The 25743-nt window shown below is 62.3% G+C and carries 32 protein-coding genes; 24 read left to right on the top strand and 8 right to left on the bottom strand.

Features of this window, described 5'->3' with window-relative positions; genetic code table 11:
- Nucleotides 1–11 precede the first annotated feature (11 nt).
- Nucleotides 12–242 (top strand): hypothetical protein, encoded by a 231-nt coding sequence (locus tag AB2B41_RS02125; protein ID WP_367876086.1) that lies wholly within the window; start codon nucleotides 12–14, stop codon nucleotides 240–242.
- A gap of 40 nt (nucleotides 243–282) precedes the next feature.
- Nucleotides 283–624, top strand: a complete 342-nt coding sequence (locus AB2B41_RS02120) for an ArsR/SmtB family transcription factor (protein WP_367876085.1) — start codon at nucleotides 283–285, stop codon at nucleotides 622–624.
- A 157-nt stretch (nucleotides 625–781) separates the two neighbouring features.
- Here AB2B41_RS02120 and AB2B41_RS02115 read toward each other — a convergent pair whose 3' ends face one another.
- Together AB2B41_RS02115 and AB2B41_RS02110 are read right to left on the bottom strand one after the other, a co-directional pair.
- A complete protein-coding gene (locus AB2B41_RS02115) occupies nucleotides 782–1675 on the bottom strand; it encodes a DMT family transporter (protein WP_367876084.1) in 894 nt (297 codons plus the stop codon).
- Nucleotides 1672–2550, bottom strand: a complete 879-nt coding sequence (locus AB2B41_RS02110; RefSeq protein WP_367876170.1) for a LysR family transcriptional regulator — start codon at nucleotides 2548–2550, stop codon at nucleotides 1672–1674. The genes AB2B41_RS02115 and AB2B41_RS02110 overlap by 4 nt, the downstream gene beginning before the upstream one ends.
- Before the next feature lie 116 nt (nucleotides 2551–2666).
- On the opposite strand from AB2B41_RS02110, the gene AB2B41_RS02105 reads away from it, so the two are divergent.
- The 12 genes from AB2B41_RS02105 to trmD all read left to right on the top strand — a co-directional run bounded on the left by AB2B41_RS02105 (nucleotide 2667) and on the right by trmD (nucleotide 10802).
- A complete protein-coding gene (locus tag AB2B41_RS02105) occupies nucleotides 2667–3251 on the top strand; it encodes an FMN-dependent NADH-azoreductase (protein WP_367876083.1) in 585 nt (194 codons plus the stop codon).
- Between the two features lie 141 nt (nucleotides 3252–3392).
- A complete protein-coding gene (locus tag AB2B41_RS02100; RefSeq protein ID WP_367876082.1) occupies nucleotides 3393–3866 on the top strand; it encodes a hypothetical protein in 474 nt (157 codons plus the stop codon).
- A 102-nt stretch (nucleotides 3867–3968) separates the two neighbouring features.
- Complete coding sequence (locus AB2B41_RS02095; RefSeq protein ID WP_367876081.1) at nucleotides 3969–4781, top strand: M15 family metallopeptidase; 813 nt, start codon at nucleotides 3969–3971, stop codon at nucleotides 4779–4781.
- A gap of 233 nt (nucleotides 4782–5014) precedes the next feature.
- Nucleotides 5015–6511 carry a signal recognition particle protein gene (gene ffh / locus AB2B41_RS02090; protein ID WP_367876080.1) on the top strand — a complete coding sequence of 499 codons (1497 nt, stop codon included), beginning with the start codon at nucleotides 5015–5017 and terminating at the stop codon, nucleotides 6509–6511.
- The gene (locus tag AB2B41_RS02085; RefSeq protein ID WP_367876079.1) at nucleotides 6511–7038 is read left to right on the top strand and encodes a GNAT family N-acetyltransferase; all 528 of its coding nucleotides are present in this window, start codon (nucleotides 6511–6513) and stop codon (nucleotides 7036–7038) included. The genes ffh and AB2B41_RS02085 overlap by 1 nt, the downstream gene beginning before the upstream one ends.
- 5 nt (nucleotides 7039–7043) lie before the next feature.
- Entirely contained in the window at nucleotides 7044–7556 is a 513-nt protein-coding gene (locus AB2B41_RS02080) for a GNAT family N-acetyltransferase (protein WP_367876078.1), read from the top strand.
- Entirely contained in the window at nucleotides 7553–7849 is a 297-nt protein-coding gene (locus AB2B41_RS02075) for a chorismate mutase (protein ID WP_367876077.1), read from the top strand. Before AB2B41_RS02080 ends, AB2B41_RS02075 begins: the two co-directional genes overlap by 4 nt.
- Before the next feature lie 45 nt (nucleotides 7850–7894).
- Nucleotides 7895–8311, top strand: coding sequence for a 30S ribosomal protein S16 (rpsP, locus tag AB2B41_RS02070; protein WP_367876076.1), 417 nt, complete (start codon nucleotides 7895–7897; stop codon nucleotides 8309–8311).
- Nucleotides 8312–8391: 80 nt separating this feature from the next.
- Nucleotides 8392–8541, top strand: coding sequence for a hypothetical protein (locus AB2B41_RS02065; protein ID WP_367876075.1), 150 nt, complete (start codon nucleotides 8392–8394; stop codon nucleotides 8539–8541).
- A gap of 175 nt (nucleotides 8542–8716) precedes the next feature.
- On the top strand, nucleotides 8717–9238 hold the full coding sequence (gene rimM / locus AB2B41_RS02060) for a ribosome maturation factor RimM (RefSeq protein WP_367876074.1): 522 nt from the start codon (nucleotides 8717–8719) through the stop codon (nucleotides 9236–9238).
- A complete protein-coding gene (locus AB2B41_RS02055) occupies nucleotides 9238–10026 on the top strand; it encodes a hypothetical protein (RefSeq protein WP_367876073.1) in 789 nt (262 codons plus the stop codon). Before rimM ends, AB2B41_RS02055 begins: the two co-directional genes overlap by 1 nt.
- Nucleotides 10023–10802, top strand: a complete 780-nt coding sequence (gene trmD, locus AB2B41_RS02050) for a tRNA (guanosine(37)-N1)-methyltransferase TrmD (RefSeq protein WP_367876072.1) — start codon at nucleotides 10023–10025, stop codon at nucleotides 10800–10802. The genes AB2B41_RS02055 and trmD overlap by 4 nt, the downstream gene beginning before the upstream one ends.
- A gap of 43 nt (nucleotides 10803–10845) precedes the next feature.
- Here trmD and AB2B41_RS02045 read toward each other — a convergent pair whose 3' ends face one another.
- Nucleotides 10846–11088 carry an HP1242/YdcH family protein gene (locus AB2B41_RS02045; protein WP_367876071.1) on the bottom strand — a complete coding sequence of 81 codons (243 nt, stop codon included), beginning with the start codon at nucleotides 11086–11088 and terminating at the stop codon, nucleotides 10846–10848.
- A 30-nt stretch (nucleotides 11089–11118) separates the two neighbouring features.
- Nucleotides 11119–12009, bottom strand: coding sequence for a polyphosphate kinase 2 (gene ppk2 / locus AB2B41_RS02040; RefSeq protein ID WP_367876070.1), 891 nt, complete (start codon nucleotides 12007–12009; stop codon nucleotides 11119–11121).
- Nucleotides 12010–12323: 314 nt separating this feature from the next.
- On the opposite strand from ppk2, the gene rplS reads away from it, so the two are divergent.
- Both rplS and rpmE read left to right on the top strand, forming a co-directional pair.
- Nucleotides 12324–12698 carry a 50S ribosomal protein L19 gene (gene rplS, locus AB2B41_RS02035; RefSeq protein WP_367876069.1) on the top strand — a complete coding sequence of 125 codons (375 nt, stop codon included), beginning with the start codon at nucleotides 12324–12326 and terminating at the stop codon, nucleotides 12696–12698.
- A gap of 11 nt (nucleotides 12699–12709) precedes the next feature.
- Nucleotides 12710–12931, top strand: coding sequence for a 50S ribosomal protein L31 (rpmE, locus tag AB2B41_RS02030; RefSeq protein ID WP_367876068.1), 222 nt, complete (start codon nucleotides 12710–12712; stop codon nucleotides 12929–12931).
- A gap of 93 nt (nucleotides 12932–13024) precedes the next feature.
- Here the strand turns inward: rpmE and AB2B41_RS02025 are convergent, their stop codons facing one another.
- Both AB2B41_RS02025 and AB2B41_RS02020 read right to left on the bottom strand, forming a co-directional pair.
- Nucleotides 13025–13489 carry a Hint domain-containing protein gene (locus tag AB2B41_RS02025; RefSeq protein WP_367876067.1) on the bottom strand — a complete coding sequence of 155 codons (465 nt, stop codon included), beginning with the start codon at nucleotides 13487–13489 and terminating at the stop codon, nucleotides 13025–13027.
- A complete protein-coding gene (locus AB2B41_RS02020; RefSeq protein WP_367876066.1) occupies nucleotides 13419–15140 on the bottom strand; it encodes a Hint domain-containing protein in 1722 nt (573 codons plus the stop codon). Before AB2B41_RS02020 ends, AB2B41_RS02025 begins: the two co-directional genes overlap by 71 nt.
- 299 nt (nucleotides 15141–15439) lie before the next feature.
- Between AB2B41_RS02020 and AB2B41_RS02015 the strand changes: the two genes are divergently transcribed.
- Nucleotides 15440–16249: a division plane positioning ATPase MipZ gene (locus tag AB2B41_RS02015; RefSeq protein ID WP_367876065.1), complete on the top strand. Its 810-nt coding sequence runs from the start codon at nucleotides 15440–15442 to the stop codon at nucleotides 16247–16249.
- 18 nt (nucleotides 16250–16267) lie between these two features.
- Here AB2B41_RS02015 and AB2B41_RS02010 read toward each other — a convergent pair whose 3' ends face one another.
- Together AB2B41_RS02010 and AB2B41_RS02005 are read right to left on the bottom strand one after the other, a co-directional pair.
- Complete coding sequence (locus AB2B41_RS02010; RefSeq protein ID WP_367876064.1) at nucleotides 16268–17155, bottom strand: DMT family transporter; 888 nt, start codon at nucleotides 17153–17155, stop codon at nucleotides 16268–16270.
- 26 nt (nucleotides 17156–17181) lie between these two features.
- Nucleotides 17182–17631, bottom strand: a complete 450-nt coding sequence (locus tag AB2B41_RS02005) for a MarR family winged helix-turn-helix transcriptional regulator (protein WP_367876063.1) — start codon at nucleotides 17629–17631, stop codon at nucleotides 17182–17184.
- A 78-nt stretch (nucleotides 17632–17709) separates the two neighbouring features.
- On the opposite strand from AB2B41_RS02005, the gene hmgA reads away from it, so the two are divergent.
- The 7 genes from hmgA to AB2B41_RS01970 all read left to right on the top strand — a co-directional run bounded on the left by hmgA (nucleotide 17710) and on the right by AB2B41_RS01970 (nucleotide 25701).
- Complete coding sequence (hmgA, locus tag AB2B41_RS02000) at nucleotides 17710–19071, top strand: homogentisate 1,2-dioxygenase (RefSeq protein WP_367876062.1); 1362 nt, start codon at nucleotides 17710–17712, stop codon at nucleotides 19069–19071.
- An 89-nt stretch (nucleotides 19072–19160) separates the two neighbouring features.
- The gene (gene fahA, locus AB2B41_RS01995; protein ID WP_367876061.1) at nucleotides 19161–20414 is read left to right on the top strand and encodes a fumarylacetoacetase; all 1254 of its coding nucleotides are present in this window, start codon (nucleotides 19161–19163) and stop codon (nucleotides 20412–20414) included.
- Between the two features lie 75 nt (nucleotides 20415–20489).
- Nucleotides 20490–21440, top strand: coding sequence for an MBL fold metallo-hydrolase (locus AB2B41_RS01990; RefSeq protein ID WP_367876060.1), 951 nt, complete (start codon nucleotides 20490–20492; stop codon nucleotides 21438–21440).
- 23 nt (nucleotides 21441–21463) lie between these two features.
- Nucleotides 21464–21727, top strand: a complete 264-nt coding sequence (locus tag AB2B41_RS01985) for a hypothetical protein (RefSeq protein ID WP_367876059.1) — start codon at nucleotides 21464–21466, stop codon at nucleotides 21725–21727.
- 10 nt (nucleotides 21728–21737) lie between these two features.
- Nucleotides 21738–23342 carry an FAD-dependent oxidoreductase gene (locus tag AB2B41_RS01980; RefSeq protein ID WP_367876058.1) on the top strand — a complete coding sequence of 535 codons (1605 nt, stop codon included), beginning with the start codon at nucleotides 21738–21740 and terminating at the stop codon, nucleotides 23340–23342.
- Nucleotides 23339–23539, top strand: a complete 201-nt coding sequence (locus AB2B41_RS01975; protein WP_367876057.1) for a DUF2783 domain-containing protein — start codon at nucleotides 23339–23341, stop codon at nucleotides 23537–23539. Before AB2B41_RS01980 ends, AB2B41_RS01975 begins: the two co-directional genes overlap by 4 nt.
- Nucleotides 23540–24018: 479 nt before the next feature.
- On the top strand, nucleotides 24019–25701 hold the full coding sequence (locus tag AB2B41_RS01970; protein WP_367876056.1) for an ABC transporter substrate-binding protein: 1683 nt from the start codon (nucleotides 24019–24021) through the stop codon (nucleotides 25699–25701).
- The last annotated feature ends 42 nt before the right edge of the window (nucleotides 25702–25743 follow it).

Raw genomic sequence — 25743 nt, 5'->3', positions numbered from 1 at the left:
AGGATACAGAAATGGCTCATATCGAGCATAACGCGCCGTGGCGCGCCGGGATAGTATTTGCAAAAATCAGACAGATTGGGGTGACCCTCAAGCATCTCTTCAAGGCGCTGAAACCGTCCGGCACAATCGGCAGACCTCGTTTCAGCGCCCATATCGCCCGCGATATCGGCCTCACGCCACACGAACTGGAACTGCTGAACCATCGCTGGCCGTCCGAAGAGGCCAGACACCCAAGGCTCTGACACGCTTCCCCTGCCCGGTGACACGCGATACCCTTGATCCATGTCACGCAGTCTCGATCAGGTTTTCGCCGCCCTTTCCGACCCCACGCGGCGCCACATCCTTGCGATGTTGCTGGAGGACGACATGGCCGTCACCGACGTGGCCGAGCCCTTCGAGATGTCGCTCGCCGCGATATCAAAGCATCTCAATGTGCTGACCTCCGCTGGCCTGATCTCTCAGGAAAAGCGGGGGCGCGTGAAATGGTGCAAGCTGGAGCCCGACGCGCTGAGGGAGGCGTCGGTCTGGATGCAGGGGTTCGGACAGTTCGAACCTGTCAATCTCGATGCTTTCGAGCGGTTTCTGGCGGCGGAGTTGCCTTCGGCAGCCGAAGAGGGCTCCTGAAAGGCCTCCCCGCCGACGGTTTCGTCACAGAACGAATTGCACGATGGCCAGAACGATGACCACGAGGCCGACGAGGTAGATGATGCGATTCATGATGGTTCCTTTCCAATGTTGGAGAGGTAACGTCAAAATGTCGCAGGTGGTTCCCGGTTAAGTGTCAGACGCGCTTTGCCTCGTCATCGCGCAAGAGCATCAGCAGGGCGAGAACGGTCAGCGCCACGCCGCCGAGGACCAGCGCGCGGGGCACGCCGTTGCCCAGTACGATCTCCCAGACGATGACCCATGTGGGCACGAGGTAGGTATAGGCCATCACCTTGGCCGAAGGCAGGCGCAGGGTGGCGAATTGCAGCAGGACCACGGTGCAAGCGGTGGCAAAGAAGGCTGTGTAGAACAGCGCGACCCAGACGCGGGCGGGCAAGGCGACCCAGTCGATACGGGCAAGCTCCGGCCAGGTGTAGATCACCAGAAGGATGCCGCCCGCCACCACGGTGCCGAAGGTGAATGTCACGGCGGTTTCGCCCCGGTTCAGACGGCGCACCATGGGCGTGTAGATCGCGTGGCTGACACAGCCGAGGAAATAGATCGCCTCGCCCCGTCCGATGTCGAAGGCCAGCAGCGCGGAGAGATCGGCGCGGAAAATGACCCAGAGGGCACCGATGGCACCGATGATCAGCGCCGCGGCCATGCGGGCGGTGAGGATCTGGCGCAGCAGGACAAAAGCGAAGCCCGCAGCCATGAGGGGGACAAGGGTAAAGACCGCCGCCGCACTCACCGGCGGGGCGGTTTTGAGGCCCTCGAACATCAGGACGAAATAGATGCCAAAGAGCCCGCCGAGGATGGCGTAGCGCCAGGGGGCGGTGAAACTGCCCTTGCCGAAGCCGCCACGCATGCGGGCGAGAGCGCCTACAAAGACCGCCGCAAGCAGGAAGCGCAGCGCGGTGAAGGCGGCCGGGTCGATGTCATTGGCCATGATCGAGCCAAGCGAGAATGATCCCGCCACAAGGGCGGAAAAGGCGAGCATGGCAAGGTGGCCCAATGCGCCGGGGCTCACAAGAATCCCTCTTTGGCGTGATCCTTGAAGAATTTCAGCAGGGTTTGCACCTTGGTCGTGCGGTGCAGGTCGACATGGGTGACCAGCCAGAGGGGCGACATCCATTCCGGGCGCGGCGGGTGGACCTGCACAAGATCGGGGTGCCGGTTGCCTTCGGTTTCGGGCAGAAAGCCGATGCCTGCCCCCGATATGACAGCCGAGGTCTGGGCGATGGGGTCAGAGCTGCGAAAAGTGACGGAGGTCGAGGGTACGTTCTCGCGCAGCCAGATGTAGAAAGGGGCGCGGCTGTCGTCGCGCTCGGGTCCGATGAACCGGTGTTTGGGATAGTCCTGCGGACCTTGCGGCGAACCGTACTCATCGACGTAGTCACGGCTGGCATAGGCGGCGATGGGCATTTCCCAGAATGGCTGGACGACATTGTCCGGCTGATCCGGCGGGCCGCCTGCGCGGATCGCCACATGGGCCTCGGCGTATTCGAGCCGGAACAGGCGGTCGCCTGTGAGATAGCGGACAGTGACGTCCTTGTGCGCGCGCTGGAAGGCGGCAAGTACCGGGGTGATCTGGGCGGCCAGCGTCGAGAGCGAGGTCACGACGAGTTCGCCCGAAACCTCGGAGCCACGGCCCTTGATGCGCCCGGCCAGCTGGCTGAACTGGTCGTCGGTGGCCTGTGCCACGCGCAGCAGGTCCTCGCCCGCCTCGGTCGCGGTATAGCCGCGCGCGTGGCGTTGAAAGAGCTTGACGCCAAGACGCCCTTCGAGGGCGTCGATATGGCGGATGACCGTGGCATGGTGCACACCCAGAACCTCGGCTGCACCGCTGACCGTGCCAAGGCGCGCGACCTGATAGGCGGTCCTGATTTCGTCCCAGTTCTCGATGACGGCCTCCTGTGCATCAGCGAACATCAATTGCGCCATTTTGAGCGTTGCGTTCGCAAATGCAATAACCAAGTCGGGGCGCAGAGTTTTTGAAATCTTTCGTAATGGAGCACCCCATGAAAGTCCTGCGCATCGACAGTTCCGCCAATACCGAAACCTCCGTCACCCGCGACCTGACCGACAAGATCATCGCGTCCCTTGACGCCGAGACCGTGGTCACCCGTGACCTCGCCCGCAGCCCCCTGCCCCAGATCACCCACACCTGGGCTGTTGCCCGCGCCGTCCCCGCGGATGAGCGTACCGACGAGCAGCGCGCGGCGCTGGCCCAATCCGATGCGCTGATCGACGAGATCCGCGCCGCCGACACGCTGGTGATCGGTCTGCCGGTCTATAACTTCTCGGTGCCCGCATCGCTCAAGGCCTGGATCGACCTTGTCGCGCGGGCTGGCGAGACCTTCCGCTATACCGAGGCCGGTCCCGAAGGCCTGCTGAAGGGCAAGCGCGCGATCCTCGCGGTTGCCTCGGGCGGCACGCCGGTCGGGTCGGATTTCGACTATGCGACCACCTACATGCGGCATGTGCTGGGCTTTATCGGGATCACCGATGTGTCCATCGTGGCGGCGGACAAGCTGGCGCTTGACCCCGAGGCGACGATGAAAGAGGCGCACCGCCAGATCGACGAACTGAAGCTCGCCGCCTGATTTTTCTGGCCGCACGCGCGGCCATGGTCTTAGACTTCGGGCGATGGCTGGTCCGGTTTCACACAAGATAACGACGCGCGGCCCTTCGGGGCTGCGCGTTTTGCTTTCACAGTCGGTTTCTGTTGATCCGGGGGATGGCCCATGAAGGTCACCCGGAATACGCCCGAGCAATTGATCGTCGAGAACAATCCGCTGTGGCTGGCGATCTTCATCTCGCTTTTTGGGCTCACGTTCTTCGGAATCGGCATGGCGAACCTTGGAAGTGATCCCGGCATGGGTGCGCTTTTCGTGGCCTGCGGTCTGGGCATCGCGGTGGGGTTCAACATGATCTTCGTGAGGCGCACGCAGCTCATCCTCGACCGTTCCCGCGACCTGGTTGAGCTGCGTCGGCGGTCGTGGTCGGGATACAGCCTCATGACCTGGCAGCTGCGGTATCTGGAGCGCGCCGTGGTACAGACCTCCCGCTCGGGCGACAACGATACGCATCGTGCGGCGCTGGTGATCTCGGGCGGGATGGATGCGGGCACGCATCCGGTGACGCTGGTCTATTCCAGCGGGCGCGGGGCACGGCGGGCGGCGGAGGCCGTCAACGGCTGGCTTGAGGCGGCGAACTGACGATCCAGCCCGCGCCGGAAATTTGCAAATTTCCGATTTTCACGTTATAGTTGAAGTCGGCTTTGCCAGAGTTTTTTCAGATTTTTTTGAGAGGATTTTCCCGTGCTGGAACGACATATTCAGATGCTCATGGCCGCAACAGGTGATTATGCGGGGGGCATAGACGGCGCATTCGGTCCGGTGTCTACAGCCGCCATGCACAAGGTCGAGGCCCGCCACGACGCGGCCTATACCTTCGACCCCACCACAACCACCGATCACCGCCGCCGAACAGCCTGTGCCCAAGCCTGTCTCAACCAGCTTGGACACGACGCCGGACTTGTCGACGGTTGGATTGGCAACAATACGACCGAGGCACTTAACGCATTTCTTTTCAGGGTGACGAACGGCAAGGATGAAGTGATCGACCGCGAGCGGGAACAGGGGTTCACGCCACCGGCAAACATCCCGCGCCAGCGCGATGTGGCGCAGGTCTACGGGCGTCCGGGTGCGGAAATCGAAGCCAGGCTGACCACCATCGAGCTCCCCTTCAAGCTGAAGATCGACTGGAACCTGCGGGCCAGCGTCAACAAGATCAGGGTGCACCGTGACTGTGCCCAACAGCTCGAAGCAGCGCTGATAGAGGTCCGCAAGCACTACGGCGAAGACGATATGAACCGGCTGGGGATTGACCGCTATGCCGGAGCGTATAACCACCGCAAGATGCGGGGAAGCAACAACTGGTCAATGCATGCCTATGGCTGTGCGATAGATTTCTATGCCGAACCGAACGGATTGCGCGTGAAATGCCCGCAAGCGCTTTTTTGTAGTGCGGAGTACAAACCCTTCCTTGATATCATGGAAAGCCATGAATGGTTGCCGGCCATCAGGCTTTGGGGCAAGGACGCCATGCATTTCCAGCGCGCAAGGCTTTAGGCACGGCGGCATTGACACCGCACCGATGATCGCCTAAGCCGCGCGAAACCCCGGAAGCCATGTCTTCCGGTCCCATTGCCATGAGGCAGGGATCGCCCCCCGTCAGCGCGTTGCGCCCACGGGGGCAAATCGCGTTTGGCCCCGTTCAGTCAAGGGGTGAGCGTTTGTCTATTTGAGCGGGTCTTCTTATCTAGGAAGCATCCCGCAACCGAAACGAGAGAGGGGCATGCCCCATGTTTGAAAACCTGAGCGAACGCCTGTCCGGTGTCTTTGACCGCCTGACCAAGCAGGGCGCGCTGTCCGAGGACGACGTCAAGACCGCCCTGCGCGAGGTGCGCGTGGCGCTCTTGGAGGCTGACGTCTCGCTCCCCGTGGCGCGCGACTTCGTGAAGGCCGTGCAGGACAAGGCGACCGGCCAGGCGGTGACCAAGTCGGTCACGCCGGGCCAGCAGGTCGTCAAGATCGTGCACGACGCGCTGATCGACGTGCTCAAGGGCGAGGGCGAGCCCGGTGCGCTCAAGATCGACAACCCGCCTGCCCCGATCCTGATGGTGGGCCTGCAGGGCGGCGGCAAGACGACGACCACCGCCAAGCTTGCCAAGCGCCTGAAGGAGAAAGAGGGCAAGCGCGTGCTCATGGCCTCGCTCGACGTGAACCGTCCGGCGGCGATGGAGCAGCTGGCGATCCTCGGCCAGCAGATCGGCGTTGACACCCTGCCCATCGTCAAGGGCGAGGACCCGGTGGCAATCACCCTGCGCGCCAAGACGCAGGCGGGTCTGGGCGGCTATGACGTCTACATGCTGGATACAGCAGGCCGTCTTTCCATCGACGAAGAGCTGATGGCCCAGGTCGAGGCGGTGCGCGATGTCGTGAACCCGCGCGAGACGCTGCTGGTCGTCGATGGTCTGACCGGTCAGGACGCGGTGCACACGGCCGAGAATTTCGACGAACGCATCGGCATCACCGGCGTGGTTCTCACCCGGATGGACGGCGACGGGCGCGGCGGTGCTGCGCTGTCGATGCGGGCTGTGACCGGCAAGCCGATCAAGTTTGTGGGCCTGGGCGAAAAGATGGATGCGCTCGAAACCTTCGAGCCGGAGCGTATCGCGGGCCGCATCCTCGGCATGGGCGACATCGTCGCGCTGGTCGAGAAGGCGCAGGAAACCATCGAGGCCGAACAGGCCGAGAAGATGATGAAGCGCATGGTGAAGGGTCAGTTCAACATGAACGACCTCAAGATGCAGCTTGAACAGATGCTCAAGATGGGCGGCATGCAGGGCATGATGGGCATGATGCCCGGCATGGGCAAGATGGCCAAGCAGGTCGAGGACGCGGGGCTGGACGACAAGATCCTCAAACAGCAGATCGCGCTCATTCAGTCGATGACCAAGAAGGAACGTGCCAATCCCGCGCTTCTGCAGGCCAGCCGCAAGAAACGCATCGCGGCAGGCGCGGGCATGGAGGTCTCCGATCTCAACAAGCTCATGAAGATGCACCGGCAGATGTCGGACATGATGAAGAAGATGGGCAAGATGGGCAAAGGCGGCATGCTGAAACAGGCCATGAAGGGCATGTTCGGCAAGGGCGGCATGGATCCTGCCGCCATGGCGCAGGGCATGGATCCCAAGGCGCTGGAGGCGGCGGCCAAGCAGATGGGCGGCAAGCTGCCGGGTCTGGGCGGCGGCATGCAACTGCCCCCGGGTCTGAGCGGGTTTGGAAAGAAAAAGTAATGCCTCTGTCGCTGTCCATACCGACCCTTCGGACCGAACGGCTTGTCCTGCGCGCCCCTGAGGCGGCGGATTTCGAGCATGTCGCGGCGTTCTTCGCCGATGAGGTGCGGTCCACGGGGTTTGCGGGGCCTCTCGATCGCAACGAAGCCTGGCGCTGGTATGCCAGCATGATCGGTCATTGGGCCCTGCGGGGCTATGGCTTCTGGATCGTGGATACGAAAGATGGTGAAACCGTCGGGATGGTCGGATTGTGGTATCCTGACGGCTGGCCGGAACCAGAGCTTGGGTGGGTGATGTTCGCGGCCGGCGAAGGCAAGGGATACGCCTTCGAGGCTGCCGTCGAAGCGCGGCGGTACGCCTATGAAACCTTGGGCTTCCGGACGCTGAGCAGCAATATCTTTCCCGGCAACGAACGTTCGATCGCGCTTGCCGAGCGCATGGGCGCGTTCCACGAAAAGACTTATGAAAACGTGAGCCACGGAACGGAGCTGGTGTTCCGCCATCCCGAACCGGAGGTCGCCGCGTGAGCCCCATGCTCGACCCTATCCCGGTGCTCGACACCCAGCGCCTGACCCTGCGCGCGCCGAAGAAGAGCGATCTGCCGACGCTGACCGCTTTCTATGCGACCGAGCGCAGCCAAATGGTGGGCGGTCCTCGCGACGCGGATGGCAGCTTCAATGCGCTGGCGTCGCGGATCGGGCATTGGGCGCTGCACGGCCATGGCCTGTGGCATGTCGACGACCGCAATAGCGGCGATTTCCTGGGCTGGGTCGGCGTGCTGAACCCGCCAAGCTGGGACGAGCCGGAGCTGGCCTGGACGCTTTTTGCCCATGCCGAGGGCAAGGGGTACGCCTATGAGGCCGCCCGCGCCGCGCGCGCCTTCGCCGCGCAGGAATTCAAGCTGGACGGCATGATCAGCTATATCCGCCCTGACAACGCGCGCTCCCGCGCGCTCGCCGAAAAGCTTGGCGCACGGATCGAGCGCGACGGCGCGGTGATGGGCACCCCCTGCCACGTCTGGCGACACCCAAAGGAGGCCGCATGACCGATCCCGTCACCCTCGCCGCCGAGGTGCTGAAAGAGCACCGCGCCAGCATCGACCGGCTGGACGCCATTCTCGTCTATACGCTGGGCGAGCGGTTCAAGCACACGCAGGCCGTAGGGAAACTCAAGGCCACGCACGACCTTCCCCCGTCCGATCCGGCCCGCGAAGCGGCCCAGATCGCACGACTCGAAGATTTGGCGAAGGAAGCGGATCTCGATCCCGAATTCGCCAAGAAGTTTCTCAACTTCATCATCGCTGAAGTCATTCAGCACCACAAACAGCACCAATCGTAAGGTGGGTTTGAAACCCACCCTACCCAACCAAAAGGACTACACACCATGGCAATGAAAATTCGTCTCGCCCGCGGCGGCTCCAAGAAGCGCCCGTTCTACCGCATCGTCGCCGCCGACAGCCGCATGCCCCGCGACGGCCGCTTCATCGACAAGCTCGGCACGTACAACCCGCTCCTGCCGAAGGACAGCGAAGACCGCGTGAAGATGGACGTCGAAAAGGTGCAGGAGTGGATCGCGAAGGGCGCGCAGCCGACCGACCGCGTGCGCCGCATGCTGGAAGCCGCAGGTGCCCTGCCCAAGACCGAGCGGAACAACCCCAAGAAGGGCACCCCGGGCAAGAAGGCCCAGGACCGCGCCGAAGAGAAGGCCGCCAAGGCAGCCGCCGCAGCCGAGGCCGCCAACGCACCGGCAGAGGAAGCACCTGCCGAGGAAGCCGCAGCAGAAGAAGCCGCTTCCGAATAAGCGTCAAATCCCCCGGCGCATCACCCATAAGTCATTGTGGCGCGCCGGGGGGGCAACTCTGCTTCCGACAGGCTTCGCCCATGCTGCGACTGGTCATCCCGCTTGTTACCCTCCTCTTGGGCTTCGGCCTTGGCATCTGGTACGATCGTCACCAGATGGCGATTGAATGCGCCAATGGCGAAGGGGAATGGACGGGGACGATCTGCGTGGATTCGGAGCTTTTGCAATGAAGATGTTGCGCTCTCTGGGACGGCAGGTCTTGCTTTCACTTGTTGTGCTTTCGGCGGTTTTCGCGGCGGGGTTTCTTGCGGGTTCGTCCTCCAGCCTGTCTAAGATGCAGGCTGAATGCATGACGGCCGAGGGCAATTGGTCAGGCAGTTTCTGCACCGTCGCGGGGGCCTCGAAATGAGCGATCTCATTCCGGTCGGGGCAATTGCCGGGGCCTATGGTGTCCGGGGCGAGCTGCGGATCAAGAGCTATTGCGCGGTGCCCGAGGATATCGAGCGCTACAGCCCGCTCTGGTCCGAGGATCGCAGCCGCAAGTTCGTCGTCGCCATTCTGCGTCCCATCAAGAACGGGTTCGCCGCGCGCATCCCAGAGGTGGCGACCAAGGAAGAGGCCGACGCGCTGCGCGGCACCACGCTCTATGCCGAGCGCAGTCAGTTGCCGTCCTTGCCCGATGACGAGTTCTACCACGCGGACCTGATCGGGCTTGAGGTCTATGACACCGGCGGCGCGCATCTGGGTCGGGTGAAATCGGTGCAGAACCACGGGGCCGACGACCTGCTTGAGGTGCAACTGGCCGGGAGTTCAGTGACGGTATTTCTGCCCTTTACCAAGGCCGCCGTGCCCACGGTCGATCTTTCTGCGGGACGTATCGTCGCCGATCCGCCGCTGGGCACCCTGCCGGAGCAGGACAGCGCCTGATGCCCCGGCGCATCATCATTCACGCCGGATTTCACAAGACGGGCACTTCGACCCTTCAGGCCACGCTGCGCGAGAATCGCGCGGCGTTGAAGAAGCACGTGGCCCTGCGCCTGCGCTGGCATATGCGCGAGATCGTGGCGGCCAGCCGGGGCTATTCCACAGATCAGGACCCGCTGACGCTGATCAAGGTGCAGGCCCGCTTTGGCCGGATGATCAACGAACTGCCGGGCATGCCGCGCCGGACACTGATCATCTCGTCCGAAGAACTGTGCGGTCATCTGCCGGGACGGGGCAAGCTGGAGAGCTATGCGGCGGCGCCTGTGCTGCTTTATGCCTATTGGGAGATCGTCAAGACGCGCTTTCCCGAAGCGGATATCCTGATTTACCTCTCAACACGCAGCCCCGGTGCCTGGCTCGCGTCGGCCCATTGGGAGCATGTGAAGTCGTCGAACATGACGCTTGATTTCGATGCGTTCTGCGCCCGCTACGCGGGGGCTGCCGATCTGTCAGGCATGGTATCCGAAGTTGCCGCGCGCGTGCCAGCACCGGTGCATGCCCATGCACTGGAGGACTGCCGCGATCTGCCGCTGGGGCCGGCGCAGCCGCTTCTCGATCTGTGCGACATTCCTGCCGAGGACATGGCGGCGCTGACACCCTGCCCGCCGAAGAACAGCCGTCTCGATGCCGATGTTCTGACCGCGATGATCGAGGCGAACCGCAATCACAAGACCCCCGAGGCCCGCAACGCGGCCAAGGCGGACATCCTGAAAAAGGCCCGTCGCGCATGAAACCGCCCCGTTCCCATGGCCGCCAGTCGGTCAAGGCCAGCCTCAAGCCGCGCGAGCTGATGCAGGCGCAGCCGGATTACAGCGATGTCTGGCAGGCGCGGGTAATCACGCTTTTTCCCGAATTGTTTCCCGGTGTGCTGGGGGCCAGCCTGACGGGCCGCGCCTTGCAGGAAGGGCTGTGGCAATTGCACACCCATGACCTGCGCCAGTTTGGCATCGGCAAGAATCGCAATGTCGATGACACCCCTGCAGGGGGCGGTGCGGGGATGGTCATGCGTGCCGATGTGGTGGGGCCCGCCATCGAGGCGGCGCAGGCACATGCCCGGGGGCGCTGGCCGATCCTTTACATGTCGCCGCGCGGACGGCGGTTCGAACAGGCGATGGCGCGTGACCTTGCGGCTTGTCAGGGGGTGACCATGCTTTGCGGGCGCTTCGAAGGCGTGGATGAGCGCGTCATCGAACACTACGGCGTGACCGAGGTATCGCTGGGAGATTTCGTGATGACCGGGGGCGAGATTGCCGCCCAGGCGATGATCGACGCCACGGTGCGGCTTTTGCCGGGAGTTCTGGGCAACGCGGAGAGCACGGTCGAGGAAAGCCATGCGAACGGGCTGCTGGAGCATCCGCAGTACACACGCCCCGCCGTATGGGAGGGGCGTGAGATACCCCCCGTCCTGATGTCGGGCAATCACGGCGAGATCGAGAAATGGCGGCGCGCGCAATCTTTGGAGATTACGCGCGCGCGGCGGCCCGATCTGTTGGACGACGACGAATGAAGGGGAAGGCCCCGGCTCAGGTCCGGGGCGGATCGCCTAGCTGTCAGGCATGGGCCTTGAGATAACCGTAAATCTCGTCCTTGAGCGCCATGCGCTGCTTTCGCATCTCGGTCATGTGGTCGTCGCTGGTGGGCTCCACATCGGTTTCGGCCCGGTGCACCGCACGGTTAAGTTCGTGATAGCTGTCGGCAAGCTTGGCAAAATGCGCGTCGGACTGGCGCAGGGCGGACATCTGTTCGACCATATCGGGGAATTCCTCGGCCAGTTCGTGCGGGACGTGAGACATGTAGTGTTTCCTTCTTGGTTGTAGATAAAGTCAGCTCTTGCGCGCCTGCGGATGCAGGGAGGACGCAAGGATGTGGTCGGAATTGTTCAGCACCGCCTCGGCCTGGTGATAGATCAGCGGGTCGGGCGGCGTAGCGACTTTTGGGTCCTTGTCGGGGTAGTCGAGTTGCGACAAGAAGTGCCGCATGCAAGTGAGGCGCGCGCGTTTCTTGTCGTTCGACCGGATCACCGTCCAGGGGGCGTCGGCGGTGTCAGTGTAGAAGAACATCGCCTCTTTCGCCTCGGTGTAGTCGTCCCATTTGTCCAAGGATGCGCGGTCGATGGGCGACAGCTTCCAGCGCTTGAGCGGATCGGTTTCGCGGCTGGCGAAGCGGGCCTTCTGTTCGTCCTGCGTGACCGAGAACCAGTATTTGAAAAGCTTGATGCCCGAGCGCACAAGCATCCGTTCGAATTCGGGCGTCTGGCGCATGAATTCGAGGTATTCGGTGGGCTGGCAGAAATTCATCACCCGTTCCACGCCCGCGCGGTTGTACCAGGATCGGTCATAGAGAACGATTTCGCCCGCCGTGGGCAGGTGTTTGACGTAGCGCTGGAAATACCATTGGCCGCGCTCTTCCTCGGTGGGTTTGTTGAGCGCCACGACGCGGGCGCCACGGGGATTCAGGTGTTCGGTAAAGCGCTTGATCGTGCCGCCCTTGCCTGCCGCATCGCGTCCTTCGAAAAGCAGAACGAATTTCTGCCCGGTTTCCTGCACCCAGTGCTGCACCTTCAGCAATTCCACCTGAAGCGCCGATTTCTCGGCCTCGTAGGTCTTGCGGTCAAGCTTTTCGGCATAGGGGTATTCGCCCTGTTCGAAGCCGAGGATCGTAGATGTCTTTACGGGTTCAATCTCGACGGTTGCGCTTTTCGCTTGAGTGGCCATGCGGTTCCCTTTTCCTTCGTCCCCTATAAGCGCCATAAGCGTAAAAAGAGTGCGCCCGCGCGTCATTGACGTGGATCAAGCGTGCCCGGCAGACCAGGGAAAATCCGCCCTTGATCCCGGCCGCCGCACTGCCTATACCCCGCCCATCCGGAATCGCCTCTCGGTGGCTCCGGTGCTTTGCGTTTGACGCAAAGTTCCAAGCAATGACGGTGAACCCTTCGGTGGGCGGCGCGACCGGCCCGACAGACAGACCGAAGCTCTGATCGCGCAAAAAACTTCGTGGCGTACCACGAGCATCATAGGAGAGAGGTCAGATGAACCTGATCGCAGAACTGGAAGCGGAACAGATTGCCGAGCTGGGCAAGGAAATTCCCGATTTCCGCGCGGGCGACACCATCCGCGTCGGATACAAAGTGACCGAAGGCACACGCACCCGCGTGCAGAACTACGAAGGCGTGTGCATCGCGCGCAACAACGGGTCCGGCATCGCCGGGTCGTTCACCGTGCGCAAGATCAGCTTTGGTGAAGGGGTCGAGCGCGTGTTCCCCCTGCATTCCACCAACATCGACAGCATCACCGTCGTGCGCCGTGGCCGCGTGCGCCGCGCCAAGCTGTACTACCTGCGCTCGCGTCGCGGCAAATCCGCCCGTATCGTCGAGAACGCCAACTACAAGCCCAAGCAGGCCTGAGGAGAGACGAGATGAAAGCCGATACCCATCCCGATTATCACATCATCGACGTCAAGATGACCGATGGCACCGTGGTGCAGATGAAATCCACCTGGGGCAAGGAAGGCGACCAGCTGTCGCTTGACATCGACCCTTCGGTACACCCCGCCTGGACCGGCGGCTCCAGCCGCCTGATGGACACCGGCGGCCGCGTGTCGAAGTTCAAGAACAAGTACGCGGGTCTGTCGCTGTAATCAGCGAAAGCAACCCGAAAAAGAAAGGCGCAGTCGTCGGACTGCGCCTTTCTTTTTTTCTGGTAGCTCACCTCAGTCGGTTGCGGCAACAGCTCAAGCCGCAAGCAAGGCCGCTTGCTGGCGTTTAATGCTGGCCCGGACGGCGGGGCCGTAGGTGCCGGGATCGGTACGTAACCCGGGGAAGAGTTCGAACAGCTCCCACCGCGCGCGATCGTCGAGACCCGGCAGGCTGTAGCTTCCCGGCTGATAGCTTTCGGACCATGTGCCGCAGGACATCACCAGTTCGTGGGTGTCAAAAAGCAGGTGATAGTAGGTGACACTGTCCATCTCGCGCTTGACGATGGAATCGTGATTGACCAGGAAATCCGCCGCGGTGATCACCTCGTCTTCACCAAAATACATAGCGGCGCGATAGTCGTCGATCAGCATCCGGTGTTGGGGTGAAACGAGAAGGTTTTTGTCGTTCCCGATGCTGCCCGGGGCAAATTCAATCGGGGCAAAGGCGTCCTGCCCGACCACCGTCCGTGCGCCCTTCCATCGAAGATGGTTGGGGGCCATGATCGCGGGTCAACACCAGATCGCCTGGCATCAGGCTTTCGACAGGCCGAGGCCCGTAGGGTGTTTCGATCGCGGTGCCGTTGGCGAAGCAGATGATGCTCTCGATCTCCGAGAAGGTGACGGTCGTCCCATCCAGAAGCGTCGCCGTACCTGACTTGCCGCCCGCGTCGTCATCGGCATTGGTGATGACGACCGAGCCCACCTGAAGCTGGCCGTTGAAGTCGAGCGTGTCGCCTACCGTCTCGGCGCCTTCGCCGCCGGTGATGGTGATCGTGCCACCGCCCAGCTGGCTGGTGTCGATGAGGAAGGTATCGTCGCCGTCTCCGCCGGTCGCCGTATCTCCGACACCTGCATAGATCGTGTCGTTGCCGGAATCGCCGGAAAGCGTATCCGCGCCCTGCCCGCCGTAGATCGTGTCATTCCCGGTGCCGCCGCTGACGCTGTCGTCGCCCGCGCCGCTGTCGACAAAGTCGTTCCCGCCGCCCGCCTGTACCGTATCGTCGTTGCTGCCCAAGGGGACTGCGTCGAACTTGATGTCGGAAATGTAAACGGCCTGCTGCGTCGTGCCGCCGTTGTCGTAGGTGATCACGATCTGAGAGACGGGTCCCGCGATCTGGATCAGGGCGGAGGCCTCCACGCTTGCCGGGGTGTAGTTGGTCAGTCCCGCGGTGATCGTGTTGCCGCTGACGGTATGATTGCTGCCGCCGGTAATCGTGACCGGAACTTCGTTTCCGTTCTCGTCGTAGGCGCGAATCGTGACGACGTCGCGGAAATTGTTGGTCCCGTCGTTTAGTCCGTCGATATCGCTGATCCGGAAACGGACATTCTCGACCGAGTTTTCAAAGCCGGAACCGGTGTTGGCAGAAAAGTCGAAAGTGACGATGCTGTCGTCGGCGCTGCCGTTGGCAAAGAGGTATGCCGCCGAATTTGTTGCGAAGTTCTCGCCGGGTGCCGAATAGATTGCATCGGCACCGCCGCTGCGTTCTGCCGAGAATTGCTCGTTGGTCTGGACATCCGAATAGGAGACGTCGACCTGGATGCCTCCGGTGTTCTGAGTGACACCCGCGCGCAGGTCTTGCTCGTCGGCGTAGGCGGACCAGTTGAAGTCCAGAGGCGTGGGCGACACGAAAGAGCTGTCGACCATATCGTTGCCCGGATCGCCGGTGTAGGTATCGTCGATGACGTCGTCGCCGCCGGTCCCCTCGACGATCCCGTCGGATTCCACGTAGTCGGCATAGCTGAACGCCGCATCGCCCGCGCTGGCGTTGGGGACCGTGTCGTAGCCCGTGGTCTGGTAGCTGCGACCCGGAACGAGCGGGACTTCCGACAGCGTGTAATAACCGGTGTTCGGTCCCGCATTGACCCTGAAAGTGACAAGCTGGAAGGTCTGGCCGGTGACCTGGTCAACAAGCGTCCAGACCTCCTCGGCGTAGACCTGTCGGGGCGTTGTGTCGGTGACGCCATTAAGCGTCGTCGTGGCCGTCGCCGTTTCATTGGCGACGTCATCGAGGAAGAGACCATTGGTGCCCGTGGCGTTGTCGGTGATCGTCGCCGTCCCTTGGGGAACGGCGGGACCGCTATAGGTGGTAAACCCGCCGATGGTGTTGTTGATGACCCCCAAAGGGTCGAATTGGTAGATTTTGACGTCCATCGTTACAGCCACTTCTGCGGCAGGCATCTAACCCGAAGGCCATGCACCCGTTCCATTGTTTCCAATTCGAGATTAATTGTTGACTGTGGCGGGCGTTTGCGGCGAATGGGCTGATTTCACGGCAATTTGTGGCAAATTCTGGGCGCTTTTTCCGGGTCCAACACTAGGGCAATTCGTCCCTTTCGGACGAATTGCCGATTGTTCGCAGGCATTGGCAGTCTTTCCAAACACGCAATCCCAACATATAGTGGCGCCAATAACATCCTGCACCAAAAGCAGGTGGGGCGAAGGGACAGGCAATGGCGCATATTATCGTCGTCGGCAACGAAAAGGGCGGCGCGGGCAAATCCACCGTTTCCATGCATGTGGCGACCGCACTGGCGCGGATGGGCCACCGGGTCGGCTGTCTCGATCTCGACCTGCGGCAGCGCACGCTGGGGCGCTACATCGAGAATCGGCGCGGTTTTCTCAAGGAAAGCGGTCTCGATTTGCAAAGCCCGGCGCTCTTCGATCTGCCGGAGGTCGAGGCCGCCAGCCTGAAACCGGGTGAGAACGTCTATGACCACCGGCTCAGCGCCGCCGTCGCTGCGATGGAACCGGTCAATGACTTCATTCTCATTGACTGCCCCGGCTCGCACACCCGGCTAAGCCAGGTCGCGCATTCGCTTGCCGATACGCTGATCACGCCCCTGAACGACAGTTTCATCGACTTCGATCTTCTCGCGCATACCGATTCCACGGGCGAAAAGATCACCGGCCCCTCGGTCTATTCCGAGATGGTCTGGAGCGCGCGGCAGCTGCGCGCGCAGGCGGGGCTCGCCCCCATCGACTGGGTGGTTGTGCGCAACCGGATGGGCGCGCAGCGCATGGTGAACAAGGAAAAGATGGAACGCGCGATCAAGAACCTCGCCAAGCGGATCGGGTTTCGCATCGCACCGGGGTTCAACGAGCGGGTCATCTTTCGCGAACTGTTTCCCCGCGGTCTGACCCTGCTGGACCTCAAGGATATCGGGGTCAAGCAACTCAATATCTCGAACGTGGCCGCGCGCCAGGAACTGCGCGATCTCGTCAAGGCGCTGAATCTGCCCGGTGTGACGGTCGATTTCTGACCCTCGGTCCCCGCATCGCTAGGGGCGTAAGGTGGTGCGTTGCGCCACCCATCTTTGCCTGCGAAGCAACACGAGGTTCGACACGAAGAGCGCGCCCACGACGATGGCGCCACCGATCAGCGTGTAGCTGCCCGGGTGTTCCCGGACTACGAGCCAGGCCAGCACCGGCGCCAGCACGGACTCAAGCAGGACCAGCAAGCCCACCTCGGCGGACGTGATAAAGCGGGGTCCGATGGCCAGAAGGACCGAGCTGAAGAGAATGAAGCCGCCATGGGCGAGGACAAGCGGAGCCTGCCCGGAGGGGACGGAAAGGGGGGCCGCGAAAGGCCAGAGGACGGCAGCGGCGATCACGTAGGCCATGGCGACACCCGGGACCATCGACGTCGCCCGCGCATGCCGCGCCGCTGTCAGCGCCGCCGCAAACAGAGCGGAAACCGCAAGCGCCAAGAGATCGCCCGCAAGGCTTGCATTCTCGGTCTCGCCCGAGCCATAGGCGATGATTGCCAGACCCGGCACCACGGCAGCAATCGTGAGCAGCGTCCGGGTGCTGAAGGGTTCCGAGAGGAAGATGCGGCTGAAGATCGCCGCGAAAACCGGCAGCGAGGCGATGATGAAGACAACATTGGCAATCGACGTGAGGCTGACGGCGACAACGAAGAGCACACCGCTGCCCCCGACCCCCGCCATGTAGATCAGCCCATGGCGTCCGGTGCGCAGCACCGCGCGAAACGGGCCGGGCCCGGAGGTGGCGAGTATCCAGAGGCCCGACAGCCCGCCCGCCAGCAGCAGCCGCCAGAAGGCGATGGTCAGCGCATCGGCGTCGATCAGGCGCACAAAGAGAGAATCCGGCACCACGAAGAGGACGCCGAACAAGGTGATCAGAAGGCCCTTGGCTTGATCGTTCATGGGCTATCGGTGGCGTGAAATTGTGCTCAAGTAAAGCCGTCCGGTGCGGCAGAGGTCAGTTTGCCCAGCGCCCGGCGCAGGGCTGCAACCTCGTCCGGTTCAAGCTGGGCAAGCAGGTCCCTTTCGTATCGTTCCGCCACGGCGCGCAGCTCATGATAGGCGGCGCGACCCTGAACCGTCAGCGTCAGATGTTCGACCCGACGATCCCCCGCGTCCCGCTTGCGGGTAACGAAGCGCCGCTCGGCCAGCCGCTGCACCGCACGGCTGATCTTGGTCTTGTGCATTCGCGCCCGCGCGCCGATCTCGCTTGCGGTCAACTGGCCGTATAGGCCCAGATGGAACAGCACGCGCCATTCCGTGCGCAGCAAGCCGTAGCGTTCCTTGTAGATCTTCTGGAAGGCAAGCGAGGACACCTCGGCGGCCTGGTTGAGCATGTAGGGAAGGAAGGTTTCGAGGTCGAAATCTGTCTCGGCCATGGGATCGTTTGTTGTTAGTTACAAAATCAACTATTACAGATGCAACAGATTCTGAACAGAGCCAAAAGGGGATGTCCGATGAACCGTCAGTTGAACCTGTCCGACATGGTCAGCGCCTCAACACCCATGGGCACGCATGAGGGCTACATGCCCGGTTTCGGCAATGACTTTGAGACGGAGGCCCTGCCGGATGCGCTGCCACAGGGCATGAATTCGCCGCAGAAGTGCAACTACGGTCTTTATGGTGAGCAATTGTCGGGCACGGCGTTCACGGCTCCCAGCCACCAGAACGAACGGACATGGTGCTATCGCATCCGGCCCTCGGTGAAGCATTCAAGCCGCTATGAGCGGATCGATCTGCCCTACTGGAAGTCCGCGCCGCATATTCCGCAGGATGTCACCTCGCTCGGCCAGTACCGCTGGGACCCGGTGCCGCATTCCGAGGACGACCTGACGTGGCTCACCGGCATGCGCACGATGACCACGGCAGGGGATGTGAACACGCAGGTGGGCATGGCGAGCCACATCTACCTTGTCACGCAAAGCATGGTGGACAGCTATTTCTACTCGGCCGACAGCGAGTTGCTGGTGGTCCCGCAGGAGGGGCGCCTGCGGTTTTGCACCGAGCTTGGGATCATCGACCTTGAACCAAAGGAGATCGCCATCCTGCCGCGCGGCTTGCTCTACCGCGTCGAGGTGCTGGAAGGCCCCGCGCGCGGCTTTGTCTGCGAGAATTACGGCCAGAAGTTCGAGCTGCCGGGACGTGGTCCCATCGGGGCCAACTGCATGGCCAATCGGCGCGATTTCAAGACGCCCATCGCGGCGTTTGAAGACAAGGAGGTGCCCTCGACCGTCACGATCAAATGGTGCGGGCAATTCCATGAGACGCACATCGGCCATTCACCGCTCGACGTGGTCGCGTGGCACGGCAACTATGCCCCCTGCAAATACGACCTGCGCACCTATTGTCCCGTGGGCGCGATCCTCTTCGACCACCCCGACCCGTCTATCTTTACCGTGCTCACCGCGCCATCCGGCACGCCCGGCACGGCGAACATCGACTTTGTCCTTTTCCGCGAGCGCTGGATGGTGGCCGAGAACACCTTCCGCCCGCCGTGGTACCACAAGAACGTCATGTCCGAATTGATGGGCAACATCTACGGTCAGTACGACGCCAAGCCGCAGGGCTTCGTTCCCGGAGGCATGAGCCTGCACAACATGATGCTGCCGCACGGGCCGGACAAGAACGCTTTCGAGGGCGCGTCGAACGCCGATCTGAAGGCCGAGAAGCTCGACAACACCATGTCCTTCATGTTCGAAACCCGCTTCCCGCAGCACCTGACGGAATTCGCGGCTAAGGAAGCCCCGTTGCAAGACGATTATATCGACTGCTGGGAGAGCCTTGAGAAGAAGTTCGACGGGACACCGGGCGAGAAATAGACGAGCCCTTCACGTGGCAAGCCGGGTGGAGGACACCTCCACCTTACGTAAGGTGGGCGCATCGCCCACCCCTCATACAAGGAACACGGATGACATTGCTGACCTCTTGGGTGGAAAGCGCCAACTCGGCCTCTACCGATTTCCCGCTGAACAACCTGCCTTACGGCGTGTTTTCGACCAACAGTCTCGAAGCGCGCTGCGGGGTCGCCATCGGGGATCAGATCCTCGACATGGCAGCCCTCGAGGAAGCGGGCATCGTCGTGCTGGCCGAAGACCCGGTCTTTGACGTGCCCTACTGGAACGATGTGATGGAACTGGGGCCGGAGACGTGGGACGCGCTACGCAAGCGGCTTATCGAACTGCTGGCGGCAGATGCGCCCGAACAGGCGCAGGTCGCGCCGCATCTGGTGCCGTTGGCAGACGCCCGGTTGCACATGCCCTTCGTGGTCTCGGAATACACCGACTTCTATGCCGGCCGCCATCACGCCACCAATGTCGGCACCATGTTCCGGGGTGCCGAGAACGCCCTGCCGCCCAACTGGCTGCACATCCCCATCGGCTACAATGGCCGCGCTTCGACCGTCGTGGTTTCGGGGACCGATATCGCCCGGCCGAACGGGCAGCTCAAAGCCCCCGACGCCGATGTGCCGCACTTCGGCCCAAGCCAGCGTCTCGATATCGAACTTGAGATGGGGGCCATCGTCGGCACCTCGACCGAGATGGGACAGCCTGTCACCGCTGCGCAAGCGGATGAGATGATCTTCGGCTATGTCTTGCTGAACGACTGGTCCGCCCGCGATATTCAGGCCTGGGAATACCAGCCGCTCGGTCCTTTCCAGTCTAAAGCCTTCGCAACCACGATCAGCCCATGGATCGTCACGAAATACGCGCTTGAACCCTTCCGCACCGCAACGCCCGAACGCGACTTCGAACTGCTGCCGTACCTGCAGGAACCCGGCCCGATGCTCTACGACATCGACCTCAGCGTGATCATGGAGCCCGAAGGCGGCGAGCAGGAGCTCATCGCGCGGACGAACTACAGGGAGATGTATTATTCCTCCGCCCAGCAGCTTGCGCATCATTCCTCCTCGGGCTGCGCGATGAACGCGGGCGACCTGCTGGGGTCCGGCACCATCTCTGGCCCCGGGAAGAACCAGCGCGGCTGCCTACTGGAACTCACATGGGCGGGCAAGGAACCCCTCACGCTGAATGACGGATCGCACCGCAGCTTCCTCGAAGACGGCGATACGATGATCCTGACCGGTCACGCGCAGGGCGATGGTTTCCGCATCGGCTTTGGTGCCTGCGCGGGCAAGATCACGCCCGCCGTGGAATTCCCGTGACACGCCCCCGCTTCATCTTTCCAATACAACTCATTCCTCCCCATCCACCCGCGCAACCGATTGAAAGAACGTAAGATGGCCAAAGCTTTCGCATCCCAAGGCGACCTCACAGAAAAGAAGATCACCTTCGACGAGGTGGGCCGCGACCTCTGGGCCTTCACCGCCGAGGGCGATCCTAACTCCGGCGTGATCATCGGCGACGACTCGGTGATGATCGTCGAGGCGCAGGCGACGCCGCGTCTGGCGAACAAGGTGATCGAAAAGGTGCGCGAGGTCACGGACAAGCCGATCACCCATCTGGTGCTGACGCACTACCATGCGGTGCGGGTGCTTGGGGCCTCGGCGTATAACGCCGATCAGATCATCATGTCCGACATGGCGCGCGGGATGGTGGCCGAGCGCGGGCAGGAGGACTGGGACAGCGAATTCCAGCGTTTCCCCCGCCTTTTCGAAGGGCATGAGAGCATTCCGGGGCTGACCTGGCCCACCACGACGTTCAGCGACAGCATGACGGTCTACCTTGGCAACCGGCGGGTGGACATCAAGCACCTTGGCCGCGCCCATACGGCTGGCGACGCGGTGATCCATGTGCCGGACGAAAACGTGATGTTCACCGGCGACATCGTCGAGGATCATTCCGCCTGCTACTGCGGCGACGGCTATTTCGGTGACTGGGGCAATACGCTCGACGCCATCAGGGCCTATGACGTCGATGCCATCGCACCGGGACGCGGGGCGGCGCTGGTGGGCAAGGACGCGGTGGAGCGTGCCATCGAGAGCACGCGGGATTTCGTCAACTCCACCTATGCGCCTGCGGCCCGCGTGGCGGCGCGGGGCGGCGATCTGAAGGAAGCCTGGGACGCGGTGCGCGCCGCCTGCGATCCGAAGTTCGCGGATTACGCCATTTACGAGCACTGTCTGCCTTTCAACGTCTCGCGGGCCTACGACGAGGCGCGGGGCATCCTGCATCCGCGCATCTGGACGGATAAGCGCGATCTGGAGATGTGGGAGCAGTTGCAGGGATAGAACGAGAGCCGAAGATGACACCGATGGGCATCCTATCTTACGTGCTGAGCGCAATCGTCTTCGCGATGTGGGCGTTCTCGATGTTCCGTACGCTTTTCGCGATGCGCCGCCGTGCGTCGGAACGGACCGGCAAAGCACTGCCAGGCCCCATCGACACACTGACCGAATGGGGCATCTGGCTGCGCGATCCGGCTTACCGCAGCGAACGGCGACAGCTTTTGTTCATGATGGCCGCGATAATCGCGCTGAGCGTGCTTGTAAGCATCAACCTATCGGCCAAGACGTAAGGAGGTTTCCATGCCCTACGATTATGCCACTTTCCCCTACGTTGCCCCGCCCGGCCTGACCGCACCGGAAGCGCGCCATCCGGTCGTCATCGTAGGCGCAGGCCCTATCGGCCTTGCCATGGCCATCGACCTTGCACAACACGGCGTGAAATCCGTGGTGCTCGACGACAACAACGTGGTCTCCGTCGGCTCACGCGCGATTTGCTGGGCAAAGCGCACGCTGGAAATCTTCGACCGTCTGGGCGTGGGCGAGCGCATGCTGAGGAAGGGCGTGACCTGGAAGGTCGGTCGGCAGTTCCACGGCGACAAGGAGGTCTACAGCTTCGACCTGTTGCCCGAGCCGGGGCACAAGTATCCCGCCTTCATCAACCTGCAGCAATATTACGTCGAACAGTATCTTATCGAACAGGCGCAGGAGTTTCCCGACCTCATCGACCTGCGATTCTTGAACAAGGTCGCGGACCATATCGATCACGGCAGCTACGTCGAATTGACGGTCGAGACACCGGACGGCACCTATACGCTCGAAACGGAATACTACATCGCTTGCGAGGGAGCGGGATCGCCCACAAGGCAGCGTATGGGCCTTACCTTTGAGGGTCAGACCTTCGAGGAGCACTTCCTCATCGTCGATGTGGAGATGGAACAATCGCCGTTCGGCAATGACGACACGCCCGAGCGCTGGTTCTGGTTCGCACCGCCCTTTCACAAGGGGCAATCGGCGCTGCTGCACAAGCAGCCAGACAACATCTACCGCATCGACCTTCAACTGGGGCCCGAGACCGACCCCAAGGAAGAGGCGACCGAGGAAAAGGTGATCCCACGGATCAAGGCCATCGTCGGCGACCGGCCTTTCCGGCTGGACTGGATGAGCGTCTACAAATTCCGCTGCGCCAAGCTTGAGCGCTTTGTACACAACCGCGTGCTCTTTGTCGGGGACAGCGCCCATGTAGTAAGCCCCTTCGGCGCGCGCGGCGGAAACGGCGGTATCCAGGATGTCGATAACCTTGGCTGGAAGCTTGCCGCTGTGCTGCAGGGCGATGCGCCCGAGAGCCTTCTGGAAACCTACAGCGAAGAACGCACTCACGGATCGGCCGAGAACATCCTGAACTCGTCTCGTGCCACCAATTTCATGACCCCGAAATCCCCCATCGAGGCGCTCTTCCGCGACGAGGTGCTGAACCTCGCCGGCGAGCACCCTTTTGCCCGCAAACTGATCAACTCGGGTCGGCTGTCGCGGCCCTGTTCGCTGGCAGGGTTCCGCCTGCAGACCCCAGGTGACGCACCGCAACCGCCGGGCACACCGCTGATCGACGCGCCCCTGACAGGTCCCGACGGGCCGACCTGGCTGATCTCCGAGGTAAAGGGCCGTTTTACGCTGATGGGTTTCCAAGGCCATGACCTGCCCGAGATAGAGGGCGTGGCGCGCCTGCGGATCGGCGGCACGGCAGAGTATCCGTGCTTCGAAGATACCGAGGGGCTTGCAGCGGCGCGCTACGGCACCCGGCATGTCTATCTGATCAGACCCGACGCCCACGTGTGCGCGGCCTTCGACACGGTGGATGCGGATGCGATCCGCGCCGCACTGGCCCGCGCGATGGGGAGGGAGACATGATCCTCGAGGACAATCTTGGCGCCGATGGCGACGCCTTCTACAACGCCCTTATGGACGCTCACGAGGGTCTGAGCGAGGCGGACAGCCATGCGTTGAACGCACGGCTGGTACTGATCCTGGCAAACCAGATCGGCGAGATCGACACACTCCGCGCCTTGCTCGAAACAGCCCGCGCGGCGACAAAAACCGATAGCTGAGCCGCGCGCGCGAAACAGAATCACCGCCTGTTCAGGAAATCTGCGGCAGGCAACGGAGCACCTGCCCAGAAATTCCGACGCCATCCGTCAATTTTTTCTCGTTCATGTCTAGGACCTTGCAGTGCCCCGATACGGGAACGGCTTCGATAAGTCGGGGGCCATCCGAAAGGGCAAGGTTGTCCGTAAGCGACGCGCAAGACCGGCCAAACGGCGCGATCCGAAAAAAATCTGCAGCCTCTTCCTGTGCGGCGGTTCGGAACGGGCGCGAAGCACTGTCGCGGCAACCCGCGGCGGGTTCTCTAGCAGCATTCCCACGGCCGTCCTGATGTTGTCACTTTTGCGAGACACCCTTGACCTGTCGTCTCACTATGTTTGACTGTCGGCGATGCTTCGCCCGAAGCACAAAAATAACAGCGGCAAAGCCGCGTCACCTTAGGGCTGCAACCGATTGCAGCTGAGGACAACAGAGAGGAAGAACAATGACATTTCTGACACGTACCGGAAAGCCTTTGCCGCAGTCCATTCTGGATTCGGCCGAGGCGGCCAAGAAAGACCCCGTCAACCGCCGCGAGTTCCTGGCGCTGGCCAGCGCCTTCGGCGCGACGACCGCCACGGCCTATTCGATGATCGGTATGGCACCGCCCGCGCATGCGGCCGCGCATGCCAACAAGAAGATGGGCGGCACTGTCCGCATGCAGCAGGAGGTCCGCGCGCTCAAGGACCCGCGCACCTACGACTGGTCGCAGATCGCGAACTTCTCGCGCGGCTGGCTTGAGTATCTGGCCATCTACGAGAACGACGGCACCTTCTCTCCCGCGCTGCTGGAAAGCTGGGAAATCAACGACGACGCAACCGAATACACCCTGAATGTCCGCCAGGGCGTGAAGTGGAACGACGGTTCCGACTTCACCGCCGAGGACGTCGCGCGCAACATCGCGGGCTGGTGCGAGAAGGACGTTGAGGGCAACTCCATGGCCGGCCGTTTCGCGACGCTGATCGACGCGAATACCGGCAAGGCCATCGAAGGCGCGATCGAGGTCGTGGACAGCCATACGGTCAAACTGAACCTGCCGGCTTCCGACATCACGCTGATCGCTGGCATGGCGGACTATCCGGCGGCGATCACGCCTGCGGGTTTCAGCGCCGATACCATGCTCGAGAACCCCGTCGGCACCGGCCCCTACCTGCCTGAATCTCTTGAGGTCGGCGTCAAGGGCGTGCTGGTCAAGAACGCAAATCACACCTGGTGGGGCACGGACGTCTTTGGCGGACCCTACATCGACCGTCTGGAGTACATTGACTACGGCACGGACCCCTCTGCGTGGATCGCGGCGGCCGAAGCCGAAGAGGTCGATGCCTTCTATTCCATGGAAGGCGAGTATATCGACATCATGTCGACGCTGGACGGCTGGGTCGAGAACTCCATCGCGACCGCGGCAACCATCGTGATCCGCCCCAACCAGCTGGCCGAAGTCGACGGGATGAAGCCCTATGCGGACAAGCGTGTGCGTCAGGCGATCACCATGGCCGTGGACAACGAGGTGCTTCTTGAACTGGGTTATGCCGGCCGCGGCATCCCGGCGGAAAACCACCACGTCGGCCCGATGCACCCCGAGTATGCCGAGCTGCCGCCGCGCACGGTGGACCCGGCAGCGGCCAAGGCGCTGATGGAAGAAGCCGGCATGCTCGACTTCGAGCATGAGCTCTTCTCCATCGACGACGCCTGGCGCAAGGACACCACCGACGCGGTGGCCGCCCAGTTGCGCGATGCGGGGTTCAAGGTCAAGCGGACGATCCTGCCCGGCTCGACCTTCTGGAACGACTGGACGAAGTATTCCTTCAGCTCGACCAACTGGAACCACCGCCCGCTGGGTGTCCAGATCTGGGCGCTGGCCTATCGTTCCGGCGAAGCCTGGAACGAGTTCGGCTATGCCAACGAGGCCTTTGACAACCTGCTGACGCAGGCGCTGGCCACGGCGGATGTTGAAAAGCGCCGCGCACTGATGGCCGAAGGTGAGAAGATCCTTCAGGAAGACGGTGTGACGATCCAGCCTTACTGGCGGTCTCTTTACAACCACACCAAGGAAGGGCTGGCAGGTGCCGAGCACCATATCAGCTTCGAATACCATCCCGCCCGCATGGCCTGGACCGGCGACGCATAAGAGACCTACTTGAGAAAATGAAAGGGGCCACGCATTGCGTGG

This window comes from Sulfitobacter sediminis (assembly GCF_040811725.1).
Classification (GTDB): Bacteria; Pseudomonadota; Alphaproteobacteria; order Rhodobacterales; family Rhodobacteraceae; genus Sulfitobacter; species Sulfitobacter sediminis.
This window is presented reverse-complemented; position numbering and strand designations above follow the sequence as displayed.

Excerpts from the sequence above, each read along its gene's own strand:
- AB2B41_RS02080 (WP_367876078.1), top strand. The coding sequence starts at position 7,044 with ATGCTCGACCCTATCCCGGTGCTCGACACCCAGCGCCTGACCCTGCGC.
- AB2B41_RS02085 (WP_367876079.1), top strand. The coding sequence starts at position 6,511 with ATGCCTCTGTCGCTGTCCATACCGACCCTTCGGACCGAACGGCTTGTC.
- AB2B41_RS02120 (WP_367876085.1), top strand. The coding sequence starts at position 283 with ATGTCACGCAGTCTCGATCAGGTTTTCGCCGCCCTTTCCGACCCCACG.
- rpsP (WP_367876076.1), top strand. The coding sequence starts at position 7,895 with ATGGCAATGAAAATTCGTCTCGCCCGCGGCGGCTCCAAGAAGCGCCCG.
- AB2B41_RS01985 (WP_367876059.1), top strand. The coding sequence starts at position 21,464 with ATGGGCATCCTATCTTACGTGCTGAGCGCAATCGTCTTCGCGATGTGG.
- AB2B41_RS02125 (WP_367876086.1), top strand. The coding sequence starts at position 12 with ATGGCTCATATCGAGCATAACGCGCCGTGGCGCGCCGGGATAGTATTT.
- AB2B41_RS01980 (WP_367876058.1), top strand. The coding sequence starts at position 21,738 with ATGCCCTACGATTATGCCACTTTCCCCTACGTTGCCCCGCCCGGCCTG.
- AB2B41_RS02100 (WP_367876082.1), top strand. The coding sequence starts at position 3,393 with ATGAAGGTCACCCGGAATACGCCCGAGCAATTGATCGTCGAGAACAAT.
- AB2B41_RS02015 (WP_367876065.1), top strand. The coding sequence starts at position 15,440 with ATGGCGCATATTATCGTCGTCGGCAACGAAAAGGGCGGCGCGGGCAAA.
- ppk2 (WP_367876070.1), bottom strand. The coding sequence starts at position 12,009 with ATGGCCACTCAAGCGAAAAGCGCAACCGTCGAGATTGAACCCGTAAAG.
- fahA (WP_367876061.1), top strand. The coding sequence starts at position 19,161 with ATGACATTGCTGACCTCTTGGGTGGAAAGCGCCAACTCGGCCTCTACC.
- AB2B41_RS02005 (WP_367876063.1), bottom strand. The coding sequence starts at position 17,631 with ATGGCCGAGACAGATTTCGACCTCGAAACCTTCCTTCCCTACATGCTC.
- AB2B41_RS02055 (WP_367876073.1), top strand. The coding sequence starts at position 9,238 with ATGCCCCGGCGCATCATCATTCACGCCGGATTTCACAAGACGGGCACT.
- AB2B41_RS02065 (WP_367876075.1), top strand. The coding sequence starts at position 8,392 with ATGCTGCGACTGGTCATCCCGCTTGTTACCCTCCTCTTGGGCTTCGGC.
- hmgA (WP_367876062.1), top strand. The coding sequence starts at position 17,710 with ATGAACCGTCAGTTGAACCTGTCCGACATGGTCAGCGCCTCAACACCC.
- trmD (WP_367876072.1), top strand. The coding sequence starts at position 10,023 with ATGAAACCGCCCCGTTCCCATGGCCGCCAGTCGGTCAAGGCCAGCCTC.
- AB2B41_RS01975 (WP_367876057.1), top strand. The coding sequence starts at position 23,339 with ATGATCCTCGAGGACAATCTTGGCGCCGATGGCGACGCCTTCTACAAC.
- AB2B41_RS02105 (WP_367876083.1), top strand. The coding sequence starts at position 2,667 with ATGAAAGTCCTGCGCATCGACAGTTCCGCCAATACCGAAACCTCCGTC.
- AB2B41_RS02075 (WP_367876077.1), top strand. The coding sequence starts at position 7,553 with ATGACCGATCCCGTCACCCTCGCCGCCGAGGTGCTGAAAGAGCACCGC.
- AB2B41_RS01970 (WP_367876056.1), top strand. The coding sequence starts at position 24,019 with ATGACATTTCTGACACGTACCGGAAAGCCTTTGCCGCAGTCCATTCTG.
- AB2B41_RS02045 (WP_367876071.1), bottom strand. The coding sequence starts at position 11,088 with ATGTCTCACGTCCCGCACGAACTGGCCGAGGAATTCCCCGATATGGTC.
- rpmE (WP_367876068.1), top strand. The coding sequence starts at position 12,710 with ATGAAAGCCGATACCCATCCCGATTATCACATCATCGACGTCAAGATG.
- AB2B41_RS02025 (WP_367876067.1), bottom strand. The coding sequence starts at position 13,489 with ATGGCCCCCAACCATCTTCGATGGAAGGGCGCACGGACGGTGGTCGGG.
- AB2B41_RS01990 (WP_367876060.1), top strand. The coding sequence starts at position 20,490 with ATGGCCAAAGCTTTCGCATCCCAAGGCGACCTCACAGAAAAGAAGATC.
- AB2B41_RS02010 (WP_367876064.1), bottom strand. The coding sequence starts at position 17,155 with ATGAACGATCAAGCCAAGGGCCTTCTGATCACCTTGTTCGGCGTCCTC.
- rimM (WP_367876074.1), top strand. The coding sequence starts at position 8,717 with ATGAGCGATCTCATTCCGGTCGGGGCAATTGCCGGGGCCTATGGTGTC.
- AB2B41_RS02020 (WP_367876066.1), bottom strand. The coding sequence starts at position 15,140 with ATGGACGTCAAAATCTACCAATTCGACCCTTTGGGGGTCATCAACAAC.
- rplS (WP_367876069.1), top strand. The coding sequence starts at position 12,324 with ATGAACCTGATCGCAGAACTGGAAGCGGAACAGATTGCCGAGCTGGGC.
- ffh (WP_367876080.1), top strand. The coding sequence starts at position 5,015 with ATGTTTGAAAACCTGAGCGAACGCCTGTCCGGTGTCTTTGACCGCCTG.